General features: G+C 48.7%; 11 protein-coding genes. 5 read left to right on the top strand and 6 right to left on the bottom strand.

What is annotated here, in order from left to right:
• The gene (locus tag KW844_RS09660; RefSeq protein WP_218376516.1) at positions 1-1,479 is read right to left on the bottom strand and encodes a DUF1254 domain-containing protein; all 1,479 of its coding nucleotides are present in this window, start codon (positions 1,477-1,479) and stop codon (positions 1-3) included.
• A 162-nt stretch (positions 1,480-1,641) separates the two neighbouring features.
• On the opposite strand from KW844_RS09660, the gene KW844_RS09655 reads away from it, so the two are divergent.
• Positions 1,642-2,085, top strand: coding sequence for a hypothetical protein (locus KW844_RS09655; RefSeq protein WP_218376515.1), 444 nt, complete (start codon positions 1,642-1,644; stop codon positions 2,083-2,085).
• A gap of 67 nt (positions 2,086-2,152) precedes the next feature.
• Here KW844_RS09655 and KW844_RS09650 read toward each other — a convergent pair whose 3' ends face one another.
• On the bottom strand, positions 2,153-3,739 hold the full coding sequence (locus KW844_RS09650) for an arylsulfatase (protein ID WP_218376514.1): 1,587 nt from the start codon (positions 3,737-3,739) through the stop codon (positions 2,153-2,155).
• A gap of 326 nt (positions 3,740-4,065) precedes the next feature.
• Between KW844_RS09650 and KW844_RS09645 the strand changes: the two genes are divergently transcribed.
• Positions 4,066-4,617, top strand: coding sequence for a GNAT family N-acetyltransferase (locus KW844_RS09645; RefSeq protein ID WP_218376513.1), 552 nt, complete (start codon positions 4,066-4,068; stop codon positions 4,615-4,617).
• Positions 4,618-4,681: 64 nt separating this feature from the next.
• Here the strand turns inward: KW844_RS09645 and KW844_RS09640 are convergent, their stop codons facing one another.
• The gene (locus KW844_RS09640) at positions 4,682-4,834 is read right to left on the bottom strand and encodes a hypothetical protein (RefSeq protein WP_218376512.1); all 153 of its coding nucleotides are present in this window, start codon (positions 4,832-4,834) and stop codon (positions 4,682-4,684) included.
• 219 nt (positions 4,835-5,053) lie between these two features.
• On the opposite strand from KW844_RS09640, the gene KW844_RS09635 reads away from it, so the two are divergent.
• Positions 5,054-5,770, top strand: coding sequence for a hypothetical protein (locus KW844_RS09635; RefSeq protein WP_218376511.1), 717 nt, complete (start codon positions 5,054-5,056; stop codon positions 5,768-5,770).
• Between the two features lie 141 nt (positions 5,771-5,911).
• Here the strand turns inward: KW844_RS09635 and KW844_RS09630 are convergent, their stop codons facing one another.
• Positions 5,912-7,027, bottom strand: a complete 1,116-nt coding sequence (locus KW844_RS09630; protein ID WP_218376510.1) for a hypothetical protein — start codon at positions 7,025-7,027, stop codon at positions 5,912-5,914.
• 348 nt (positions 7,028-7,375) lie between these two features.
• On the opposite strand from KW844_RS09630, the gene KW844_RS09625 reads away from it, so the two are divergent.
• Positions 7,376-9,370, top strand: a complete 1,995-nt coding sequence (locus KW844_RS09625) for a TonB-dependent receptor (RefSeq protein ID WP_218376509.1) — start codon at positions 7,376-7,378, stop codon at positions 9,368-9,370.
• A gap of 42 nt (positions 9,371-9,412) precedes the next feature.
• Here KW844_RS09625 and KW844_RS09620 read toward each other — a convergent pair whose 3' ends face one another.
• On the bottom strand, positions 9,413-10,039 hold the full coding sequence (locus tag KW844_RS09620) for an ankyrin repeat domain-containing protein (protein WP_218376508.1): 627 nt from the start codon (positions 10,037-10,039) through the stop codon (positions 9,413-9,415).
• Between the two features lie 116 nt (positions 10,040-10,155).
• Positions 10,156-11,706, bottom strand: a complete 1,551-nt coding sequence (locus KW844_RS09615; RefSeq protein WP_218376507.1) for an MFS transporter — start codon at positions 11,704-11,706, stop codon at positions 10,156-10,158.
• Positions 11,707-11,808: 102 nt separating this feature from the next.
• Between KW844_RS09615 and KW844_RS09610 the strand changes: the two genes are divergently transcribed.
• Complete coding sequence (locus tag KW844_RS09610; RefSeq protein ID WP_218376506.1) at positions 11,809-13,116, top strand: methyltransferase; 1,308 nt, start codon at positions 11,809-11,811, stop codon at positions 13,114-13,116.
• Positions 13,117-13,150: the final 34 nt, after the last annotated feature.

Raw genomic sequence — 13,150 nt, 5'->3', positions numbered from 1 at the left:
TTATTTCACTTCTTCGAAATCTGCCGGTTTCCAGCTGCCATCAAAGGCTTTGGCCTCAGGACCATATACGCGGAAATATACAAACCAGCCTTTGCCAGGAATGGTTTTAATCCACTGTGCCTCCTTGCCTGCCGGTGCTGTTGGACCGAAATACAGCTCTGCACTCGGATTAGCCGCCAGGTCTTTCAACTCAAACATAGAACGCAGCGCTGCCTTGTTTTGATCGGTCAGCACCTGGCTGCGTGTTTCCGTATCATATACCGTCACGGACCAGAACAGCTTGGCGGGCACTGGTTGAGGCACCGTCAGTTTATAAGTTTTAGCACCGTCCAGGTATTCACCCTGCTTATCTTTTGTAGCAAGCCAGTATACGGAACCGCCTCCTGCCTGCCGGCGGAACATCGCCGGGGATGCACCGATGGCCTGGTAAAACCACACTTCCCGCGCATCAAGATCTACATAGCTGGGCGCGTCAAAATCCCCGTTCTCCGGCCGCAGACCTACCCATTCCCATTGACGGTCTTTCCAGACATTAGCATCCGGGCGCCTGTCAGCAAAGGATTGTACGCGCATTTGTCCGTTTGCCAGCCTGGCCGCCTTCTCCAGGATGCCTTTCATACGCGCATCGGGGGCAAATGGTTTACCTTTTGCAATACCTAGTGCAGCCAGTTCTCCATAGTAATCCCTGTAGCCAACGTATGCTGGCTCACGGTCAATTACCCCATGCAGCACTTCCCAATATTTAAGATTGGTTTCCCATTCCAGGGGTGTTGTGTTTTGTGGCTTACCGGTAATATCCAGTAGCTGCGGCTCTTTCCAGTCCGCACCTGGATGCAGGGGATGTAATTTTACGGTGGGAATATGTGCCATAGCACCGGCCACATCTCCCCCAACAGGCAAAGCCCTTATACCAACAGTAAGGTTATTAGAGCTGGCTTTCCATACATGATAGCCGGAAGGGATATCACCTTTATAATCAGGTGGTAAAATCAGGTGCTTACCGCCGTTACCTGCGTCAGGGCCGGGGATGCCCATATCAGCCACCCAGCGCTGGTTTACATCCATTGCTACCACAATCAATGGACCCGGAGGTACTTCCACAACCATAGGTCCCTGGCTCAAGTCCAGCAGGAACGGGCCGTAGGGTGTATCAGAATTTAGGGTAAACCCTATTTGCTGCGGTTTAGTATCCAGGGAGCCTACTATCTTATTAGGAATAATGCCCGCGTCCAGGTTGCCTTTCAAAATGGCTTCGCCTGAAACCGTGGGGTAAAAAAACTTATATGCTGCAATGGCCCTAACGAGGTCCGCATCATCATACGCTTTTGCAATAGTGGCTTTGGTAGGATACCCTCCGTTAAATTCGTAACCGGTGGAAGAAGAATCCGTAGTGGTGCCATCAGGTACTTTCACGGTGGTCTGGTTCGTACACCCTGCCAGCAATAGGGCCGAAACAGCCGGAATCAACATTCTGATCATAAGGAGCGTTTTGTTTTAAATTGAATTAAACAGCTGATGATTACCGAACCCGGCTTAGGATTTTGTATTGGGAGAAAACAATTCAACGTCATGTAACAAACAATAGAAACGAATGTTGCACCTACCAGAAAAATTAATAATTTACAATACAATCTTACCTACATGAAAAAACCCTGGCACCTGTTGCTGCTGATATCGCTGGCGTTGGTATCTGTCGCATTTATGTTCCGCGGCCAACAGCTATACCTGCATTTTGATGATACCTACGTCGTTATTACCTACGGCATGTTATTCGGTGCTGCCGCCATTGTTTTCGTACTACCGTGGCTGTTATACCAGCTGGCGCAAAAGTGGCTGTACTCCCCCGGGCTAAGCCGTATTCATATATACGGCACCGTTATTATGTTAATGGCTATACTCGGACTGATGCTGTGGGAAAATGCGCAGCAAAACGTAGTAACAGCTCCTGATTTAGTTACCTATCGCCGCTGGCAGACGTTCTTTTATGTATCCTTGTTTAGCTGCGCCGTAGTTTTCCTCTCCCTTCAACTCCTGTTTGTTTTCCATCTCCTGAAAGGAATAATACGCAATTACAAAACATCATAATTGCAAAGTGCCATTGCAGGAGCAATGGCACTTTTGTCATTCATATAAAACAAACCTACATCCCTGATTAATTACCTCCACCTGGTGCGTGTGGCTTCAGCTTTCCTTCCAATGCCTTGTTCAGCTGATCTTCGACCTGATCCACTGTAAAGCTGGCAGGCAGCTGCGATGGCGGATACGCCTTAAAGGTTTCCAGGAACTCAATGGCATGGAACATTACTTCCGAAATCATGTAATCATTTTTAACTGTCCAGTCGTAATAGACATCCGAAACAATATCGGCCCGCTCATACGGGTCCATTCTCAGGTTAAAGAGCTTAGGAATTCTGTAATTAATGAACGGTTCCGTCCATACCTGGAATCCGCCCGGAGCTGGCTGTTCCCTGAATACCACTTTCCAGTTTTTATAACGGTAGCCTACGAGTGCCGCATCGTCATTGAAGTACGGAAACTCGGTGCGCTCACTCTTATTTGTCTTACCAGTGATGAAGTCTAGCTGGTTATAACCATCCAGGTGTACTTTGAATTGTTTACCTCCAAATGCGGCGCCTTTTAACAGCCGGTCTTTCACGTTATTATCGCCAGCTGCTGCCAGCAGAGTAGGAAACCAGTCCATACCGGAGAACATTTCCGTGGTAACGGTACCTGGTTTCACATGGCCGGGCCAGCGAACAAAGGCAGGCACCCGATAGGCACCTTCCCAATTGGTATTCTTTTCACTGCGGAAGGGTGTGGTAGCTGCATCGGGCCAGCTAAACTGGTTAGGACCGTTGTCAGTGGTGAATATCACAATAGTATTATCTGCGATACCCAGTTCATCCAGGGCTTTCATCAGCTTACCCACGTTCATATCCATTTCAATCATGCCATCCGCATAATCATTGCCTGGCATGCCACTCTGTCCTTTCATTGATGGGCGTATGTGCGTGAAAAGATGCATGCGGGTGAAGTTCATCCAGGTAAAGAATGGCTTACCGGCACCAGCCTGGCGTTTCATAAAATCGATACAGGCCGATGTTGTTTCATCATCGATCGTTTCCATACGTTTGGCGGTCAGCGGACCCGTATCTTCGATTTTACCATCGGACGTGCAACGCAGCACACCACGGGGCGTATTAGCTTTTACAAAAGCGGGATCGTCTTTGGGCCAGTAAGGGCGTTCAGGCTCTTCCTCCGCATTCAGATGGTAAAGGTTGCCGAAAAATTCGTCGAAGCCATGCTTGGTAGGCAGGTATTCGTTTTTATCACCCAGGTGATTTTTACCAAACTGACCAGTCGCATAGCCCAGCGGTTTCAACGCCTGCGCAATGGTAATGTCCCTGTCCTGCAACCCTACCGGCGCGCCTGGTATACCTACTTTCGACAAGCCCGTACGCTTGGCACTCTGACCGGTAATGAAAGTAGACCTGCCGGCGGTACAGCTGTTTTCCGCATAATAATCGGTAAACATCAGCCCTTCTTTGGCCAGTTTATCCAGGTTGGGAGTGGTATATCCTACTACGCCAAAAGAGTAGGCACTGATGTTGGTTTGACCCACATCATCCCCAAAAATCACGAGGATATTTGGCTTCTTTTGTGCCTGCACAGCGGTGGTACCTGCAAGCAGGCATAGTCCCATGGTAAATGTGAAGTGTCGAAACGTACTACTTGTCATGATGTAGAATTTTAGGATTGGATTGTAACAACAATATTATACATGCATGATAATTGCCGGATATGCTTAGGGAGAATTCAGACCAGTACCTTAAATGGTTATCGTAACGGGCCGGTTTCTTCTCCTTAACAACCAGTGGTAATAATTGTTTTATTATTTCAACACTTCATCCTTTTGCCCACCTTTAACATTAGCGATTAACGGAAACCTATTCCCTTCGCGTTTATCCCTGCCCGGTATATTTTCTTAGTGCTGTGTTGCGATTCCTGCCTCGTTTTTAATATCTTAGCACTCCTATCTTATTTTTTTTATTCAAAAAAACCGGCATGAAGGCTTTCCCGCAATTAACTACCGACAGACTAATATTAAGAAGAGTAGCAACCGAAGACATACCTGCCATGGTGAAATACGCCAATAACCGGCAGATCTCAGAAAACACGCTCACCCCGCCCTATCCATATACGATAGATGATGCCGTAAACTGGATCAGCTTCAGCATCCAGGGCTACCGTTCAGGCGAACGTTATATCTTCGCAATTATATTACAGGAGAGCAATGAATTCATTGGGGCAATTGGCCTGCACGTAAAGCAGGAACACAATAAAGCAGAAATCGGATTCTGGCTGGGACAACCATTCTGGAACAGGGGCATCATGTCCGAAGCCTTGCAGGCCGTAATGGAATATGGTTTCAACACCCTCCACTTCAATAAACTTTTCGCCAATCACTTCATCGAAAATCCAGCCTCCGGAAAAGTATTACAGAAAGCCGGTATGATACAGGAAGCTGTGCTCAAAGATGAATACCGTATCAAAGGCAAATACCGGAGCGTCATTCAATACCGCCTCACCGAAGCGGAATATCAGCAGCTGCGATAAGCCGGAAGTCCTGCTGTACCAAAGGCGCAGCAGGACTTCCGGAAAACAAACAATAGTAAAATAATTAGCACACCCAGTAGGTAGGACCACAGCTGATAAACTGTGTTGTTACCAGCGATTTGCCTTTCGCATTTTCCTGTGGCGCAACTGCAGCGCTGTTTAAAGCACTCACCTTAATTTTGTTTAATTTCAGTTTGGTGGAAACTTTCTTTTTCATAAACTACAGATTTAGGTTCTGTTAAATTTACACTAATACACTACCCACAACAATCACGTAAAAAAGGGATTTTATTTTTAGAGGAAAGTTTGGATTTGCTAAAAATATTAGTATATTTGTCGCAGACATATAAGTAAAGCCCTTCGGTCCAAGACTCAATAGCAGACTTACCGGGGGCTTTCTTTTTTCAGACATTTACTAATTTTGTTAGCACACACTATGCCACTTGAGTTAGAACATATCAAGGAGGGACTGTATTATCGTTACAAAGGGCATATCATACGCATCGAAGAAGTCCATTACCCCTTTCTACCTGCCATGCGCCACGCCATGGATGCTATCCCTATTGAAAACAATGAGCTGTTTATGCTCGGCTTTGAAACCTGGAACCGGTCGGGTGAGTTTATCCGCCACCTCAGCGATGGCCGCGAGTTTGGCCTCAAACGCACGCAAAACACCGGGTGGACGGTGTGGATCAACGGCGTGGATATCAAAACAGAACTACATCATATCCACGAAATCCAGGAGATATGGCTGGTGCTGTTTAAAGATGTACTGCGCCGCCGCGGTGATCACCCCCGCCCCGCCCTCAAGCTGATGTACTACCTCATGCCCAACACCAGCGCCTCGGTGAAAATAGGAATCTATGAAACGGGGCGCTACTCCGGCAAAGCACGCAAGTACAACGAGGTACTTCCCTATCAGCAACAACTCTATTACCTCACCTGGGACTGTACATTTTTATTCCGCAATATCAGCTTTGCTATCTGGCTGATTGTAGAACCCACCGTGCCAACAGAAGTCCTCTTTGAGTTTGAAGGACGCACCTGGGGACTGGAGCTGGTGGCAGGCCGCGGTACCAGCGATAAGGATACCCGCGCAGCCGCTAAGTGGCTCCATCATCATCTCGTAGAAAATGTATTGAAACAATTGTAACCACCTGTAGCGGATTAGAATGTTTTATGCTCCGCCCGCGGCGGACCATAAAACATTTGGGAGAGACCGAAGATCTCCCCCAAATGTTTATCCTAAAAAAATAGCCGTTAATCAACCTTTAACGGCTATCGGATTTTGCCCTTATTTAGTATTCATGCTGGTGATCAGCGCAATCAGCTGCGCAGAGGTTACCGGCGTTGGGTTAAACGTAAACGTAGTATAGTTCTGCCCTGCAGGTGGTGCAGGCACCACCACATCTCTTTGCTCTGCATAAAACTGCCCGGCCACAGAAGAGATAGCCAGGAATGTACCTGCCTGGCCAATAGGAATACTGTTCTGATAGCTCAGGAAACCTTCAAAGCCTGTAGGCGGCGTGAAAATAGTGTTGTAGAATTTAATCACACTGTTGATACCTGCTGGCTTGAAAAACAGCATGGTAGGCTCTTCCCCTACGTAGCTGGTGCCGGTGGCAGGATTGTAGTTAGAAGCGAAATAACCCAATACAGTGGTTTTAGGATTCGGATTGCTCATCAGGCGATCACAGTTAACCCAGGTCATTAAGCTGTCGAGACGGAAGTTCAGCGTACCATTGGAACCATTAAACAGCGCAAACGCAGAAGCCGGATTGGTTACCGGATCCCAGTCCACACCTTTGTTGGCACTAACAGTCGTAGTTACGGTAATCAGCTGATTCACGTAGTTGTAACCGGTCAGATCCATCGTGATGGTAGTGTCGCCATTCCACATAGGAATACGATCGGCATTCACCTTTGGAGCAGGCGCCTGTACACGTACGCCGCTGTCAGGGCGCAGCTTCAGGTCCACACTACCCTGCTTGGCAGCTACGTAAAACTCACCGAATGACTCCAGCGGCTGACCACTGCTGGTAGCTGTAGGCTTGTCGGCGAAAATCATTCCGGCAGCATTACTCACCTCCTTAATGTACAGGGTGATGGTACCGGTAGCCGGACTACCATCCGGTTTGATCAGGGCATTGCGACCAATGTTGTAGGTCTTGCCGCTTTTGGTTCTTACAGTTACGCCTTCCTGCATAACTACATCAAAACGCTCCAGTGCCGGACCGTTGGCACGGAGAAACTGGTGCAAACGAAGGCCATTAGGATCAGGGGCCGCTGCTTCAGTAGTTGCGCGGGCTACAGACAGATCTTGTGCATCGTTTTTCACTTGCTTGGTACAGGCACCAAGAAACAGGAGCGCAGCAATGCCTCCTGCCAGGTAAATGGAATTTAGGCTCATGGAATTCTTTTGAGGGATGTGATAAATCGGGTTCAAACACTAATAGGGCGATTTGCTTGGTTATTACGGTTGAGATATGAAGTTAAAACCCGATACTGCAGTTAAACATCAGCACGCCGGTGGCTTTAAATGTAGCGGATTGCAAATGGCACGTCACGGGAAATGCCAACCCACTTAGCACTAATTTTGCTGTCCTTTTTTTCATTCATACCATAAGCCACTGCGGGAGCCGCAGGCTCGCTGAGCTTATCCTGAGCCCGTTTGTTTTGGGCGAGAAATAAAATTCCATTAATTTTGTGTACAAATTACAATAATTGAGAAAATTATAACCTGACCGACTATACGCAAATGAGGAATCACCTGCTATTACTATCTGCCATGGTACTGACCACCCAACAGCTCCTGGCCCAGCACACCGAAACAAAAGACAGCAGCCGCCAGCTAAGCGGCGTTGTCATCTACCAGGCCGGAAAAAACACGCCTGTCACCTATCAGAACCTGGACGTGAAGTCCATCCGTGAAAAAAATACCGGACAGGAACCCTCGTTTCTCCTTACAGAAACACCCTCCGTCACCAACTATTCGGATGCCGGCAACCAACAGGGATATTCGTACTACCGTATCCGTGGGATCGATCAAACCAGGATCAACACTACGCTGGATGGCATGCCGCTGAATGAACCGGAAGACCAGGGGGCCTATTTTTCCAACTACCCCGACCTCTTTACTTCCCTGAGCCAGGTGCAGATACAGCGTGGTACCGGCACTTCCAAAAACGGGGCGGCCAGCTACGGCGGTAGTGTACAGCTGTTTTCGCCTGATCTGAAAGATCCGCAATTCACCACCTTCGGCCTGGGATATGGCTCCTATAACAGTTTCCGCGCCTTTGCGGAACATAAAAGCGGCGTGAAAAACAATAAGGCATTTTACGCCAGGGCATCGCAGATCTATACCGATGGCTACAAGGATCACGCATTCAATAACTCGCAATCCGCTTTTGTCAGCGGCGCTATCTTCCTGCCTAAAAGCACCTGGAAAGTAAACCTGATGGCCGGCCACCAGCAAAATGGCATGGCCTGGCTACCGGTAGCGGATACACTGATTGCTAAAAACAGGAAAACAAACGCCAACACCAAAGCAGAAAAAGATGAATTCCTGCAAAGCCTGATACAGGTACAACACCAGTGGCGCCCCAACAACCACAGCATTCTACAGTCAAGCGCCTACTACACTTACCTCAACGGCGGCTATGGCATGGACGTCAACAACTACTACGGCGAAGCCTCCGATGGAAATTTATTTCACTATAACTTCCGCTCCCACTTCGCAGGAATTTTCAGTAACTACACTTTATACAACGAGCATTTCAGCTGGACCACCGGCATACATGCCAATATGTATACCCGCCGCCACCTCGGAGAAGACGATGCACTGGGAGAATTATACCGCAACCGTGGAAATAAAAACGAGGCCAGTGCCTCCACCCGACTGGAATACCGCCTGCAACACTTTACATTTTTCGGAGACCTGCAATACCGCTACGTGACATTTGATTATAAAGGCAGCGCAGGTTTTCCTCTCATCAACTGGCAATTCCTGAACCCAAGAGGCGGCATTAATTTCGACGCGAATCGCCACCTGAGCTTTTATTACAGCATCGGCAAAACCAGCAGGGAGCCCACCCGCAACGATATGTTCGCTGGCAATGATGACCTCCCCGCTGACAGTAGTACCGGAAAACCAATTATTAACAAGGACCCTGAATCGGTGATCGACCAGGAACTGGGGCTGAAAATCAACTGCGAAAAATTCGCGTTGCAATTAAACGGATACTATATGAACTTCCGCAACGAAATTGTATTGAATGGCCAGATAGGCCCTAATGGCCTGCTGCTCACGAATAATGTAAACCGCAGCTACAGAACAGGTGTGGAACTCAGCGCCACATCCCAGCTCAGTAAAAATTTTACTTTAACCAACAACAGCTCCTGGAATCACAGCGTAATCAAAGAAGAGAAAAGCTCTTTTAAACCGGTGCTTACCCCTCACCTGATCATCAACCAGGAAGTGGCATATCGTTGCAAACAGTGGGTGCTGGCTGTTACAGGCCGCTACCAGGGCAGTTCGTATATCGACTTTGCCAATACAACCCGGCTGGATGGATACTTCCTGCTGAATGCACGGGCACAGTATAGCCTTCAGCGTTATACTTTCTCCCTGTTTGCCAACAACCTGACCAATGCGCATTATTACAACAATGGCGCTACCGATGGTAATGGTAACGTGAGCTATTTTGTACAGGCACCTGCTAACTTTTATGCAGCAGTGAAATATAGTTTTTAACCATGGCGGGCTGACTGGAACAACATTTTTTTAGTCAGCCCGTTATTTTGCACCTGCCTTTTCAAGAATGCTTACTATCTCCGTAAACCCTTTGCTGCGCGCGTGTGCGAGCGGACTAACGCCGTCTCCGTCTGCCAGGTTTACGTTAGCGCCGGCATCCACCAGCAGCTGCACAATTTGTATGTGCTTAGGCCCGCCGTTGCTGAGGATAATCGCTTCCAGCAAGCCTGTCCAGCCTAACCGGTTCACGTGATCAATTGGAAAATCTTTTACTGCCAGTAACGTTTTCACTACTTCCACATGTCCTCTTTCACAGGCAGGAATTAACGCAGAACCACCATAGCGGTTAAACACGTCGAACCTTGCACCGGCTTGTAAACACAATTGCAGTATATCCACATACCCTTCTGCACCGGCATACAGGAAAGGGCTGTTCTGCATATCATCCTGGGCATTTACATCCGCACCAGCTGCTATCAGCAAGGCTGCTGCTTCCGGATGATGATGATAAACAGCCACCATCAGGGGCGTACGTTTTTTGTTATCGCGCTGCTCCAGCTTTGCATTGGCCTGCAAAAGTGATTTTATGGCAGCGGTATCATTGTCAGCAGCAGCGGTCAACAGATCTTTGACAGTGCTTCGTTTTTCATCCTGGGAACAAGCGGTCATACTTACAGTAATTATGAAGAAACAAGAAATAAGATATCTAAACAGTTTCATAACCAGTACATTAGGTTTACTGTAAAATTAACCCTTACCCATTGTTTGCATCGGTACAAACCATGCTATTGGGAGTAATTTTTATCACTATCCCCATTATTTTTCAGGAAGATGAAAGCCAGCAGTCCTGCTACAATGCCGAGTACCCCGCAAATTTTCAGCACGTTGCCATACGTGCTGATGAACGCGGCTTTGTAGATCCCTGCCACCTGATCCTGTAGGGCAATACCTGCGGGCACCCTGGCATCGCCCAGTGCAGTGGCTTGTTGCAATACCTGCTGCTGATCCGCTGCACTCAGGCCTAAATCGCTGATGGCATGTTGGGTATAGGTAGAAAAAAATAGCACTGCCAGGCCACCGAAAATGGCGGTAGAAAATACCGTGGCAATACGTGTTACGGCGTTATTAACGCCAGACGCGGTACCTGCCAGCTGTTTCCCCACAGAGCCCATCACGGCCGCCGTGAGCGGCGATACGGTGATAGCCATGCCGGCGCCGAAAATCATAATGCCGGGGAAGTAGGTAGTGAAGTAATCCGCGAAGCCACGCGTTTCTTTGATGGTGGACATCAACAGCATACCCACTCCTGCAATCACCGGCCCCGCCGTCAGGAACAGCCGCGGACCATATTTATCTGCCAGCGCACCCATGGTGCGACTAAACAATATCATCATCAGGGAAAAAGGCAGGAAAGTAAAGCCGGATTGCAGCTGTGTATAGCCCTGCACCTGCACCAGGTTAAGGGATAGAAATAACATAGCGCCATTCAGCCCCGCATAGAGGAAAAAGCAAAGCAGGTTCGCACCCAGAAATACGCGGTTCCTGAACAAATGCAGGGACATCATCGGATACGGGATGCGTGATTCTCTCCCGATAAAAGCAATCAGCAATATAATACCCGCCAGCACCGTCAGAAAAACTTTGGGATGCTGCCAGCCTGCCGTTGGCATCGTCAAAAAACCATAGGTCAGCGAGGCCAGGCCCACCGCTATATACACCGCACCGGGATAATCAATGGGCCCCTCCACATCCTCCTCGTCCCGGTTTTCTTTCACATGCTGCCACAATATCCAGAGCGCCGCCAAACCCAGGGGCACATTTATAAAAAAGATATAACGCCACAAGCCTGCATCCGCCAGCCAGCCGCCCAGCAGCGGTCCTGCCATGGTCACAAACGTAGTAGCGGCCGACCAGGTCCCTACCGCCTTACCCCGCTCATCTTCGTTAATGGTAGCGGATATCAGACTCAAACTGCCCGGAATCATAAAGGCCCCGCCAATCCCCTGTAACGCCCTGAACGCAATCAATTGCCCCGCCGTAGCTGAAAAACCACAACAAGCACAGCCAATGATAAATACGATAATACCGGCTATGAATACACGCTTTCGACCGAGGCGGTCGCCCAGTGCACCGCCTATCAATATCAGCGACGCCAGCATCAGCAGATAGGCATTTAACACCCAGAAAAGCGCCGCAGCACTCGCATCCAGGGCATGCTGCAACGACGGCAGCACCACATTCAGCGCCGTGCCGTCAATAAATGCCATCGTGCTCGCCATAATGGCCGGGATCATAATCCAGCGGCCGGCCGCACTGTTTAATGCTACTGATTCCATACAAAAATGTAGAACATCGAACTAAAGGAATTGTTCCGCCAGCAACGATATCTGCTGGGGTAATGCAGTCGCAGCCAGTAACTTAAAGTAAATACCAAAACAATGACCACTGATCCCCTCTTATTTAACCACCAATACTTCAATGAGTTTACCCGGCAGTCCGACGAAAAAACCATTATCATCAACAGCATCCGCAAACTGATAGCCCATGAAAAGCTGCAAGCCTGCCTGGAAATAGGCATGGGCACTACGCCGGTTTTTCATCAGCAACTAGGGCACTACTTTCAGCATTATGATGTGGTAGAAAAAAATACCGAAGGCGTACAACTACCGGCAGCAATACAGGTGATCAGCAGCAGCTGGGAAGATGCACAACTGCCACGCCAGTACGATCTCATCATCGCATCGCACGTATTCTATTACTTCCAGCACAAGCAGGCGGCCATCGAGAAAATGTTATCAGCACTCACGGAAAATGGCATGCTGATCATCGTGGTAAATGGCCAGGAGGAAGACTATGGGCCCCTCAAGGAATATTTCTACCAAAACATACAACGGGATTACCAACCCACCTACCCGCAAGTGATGCAGGCGCTGGCAGGCAAAAATCACCTGACCTTTTCAGTGCCGGCAGCCATACATTACCCCGATCACGAAACGCTATACCATTCCCTGTCCCTGTTCTTCGACCAATACCCCATCCCTTATAGCCTGCATAAACACAATATCATCACCTATCTGCGCCAAACCCTTGAACAGCGGCCGTTTAAACTATACCAGAAAATTATCCTGCATCGCAAGAAAATAACGCCGTGGCGCTACCTGATCGACCACCCCGACTACGAAATAACGGTGCAGGATATACGCCTCTGGGCACTGGATGGTGTATTTTCTCCCGATAAACAACTGACCAACTCCACCCCGCTGCTGTTACAACACCTGCCGGATATGCAGGGCCGTAGGGTGCTCGACATTGGCTGTGGCACAGGTATTATCAGTATCCTGGCGATTAAAAACGGTGCTGCCGCAGCGGTGGCGGCAGACATCAGCCCTAAGGCCGTCACCAATGCCCGGCTGAATGTTAGCATGCACCAATATACGGAGCAGATCACCGTGGTGCAGTCCGACCTGTTTGATAACATCAGTGGTAAGTTCGATTACATCTTCGGCAACCTGCCCATCCTGGAGGATATCTGGAAAATCAGCAATCCCCCTGTACTGCTCCTACAGCGGTTTCTGGCCGAAGCCAAAGAATTCCTGTTACCCGGTGGCCGGCTGCTGTTCAGCTGGGCCTCCTTTGCGCCCACTGCTCCGGTGCTGAGCATCCTCCAGGTGCTGAACTATAATTACACCATGCTCGCCACCACGCAGAACAATACCATGTGGTATGTGTTTATTATACAGTGCTGATGGCGTAATCTGTTTATTAATTGTCGGTGCAAAA

Source organism: Chitinophaga sp. sic0106, assembly GCF_019219075.1.
Classification (GTDB): Bacteria; Bacteroidota; Bacteroidia; order Chitinophagales; family Chitinophagaceae; genus Chitinophaga.
This window is presented reverse-complemented; position numbering and strand designations above follow the sequence as displayed.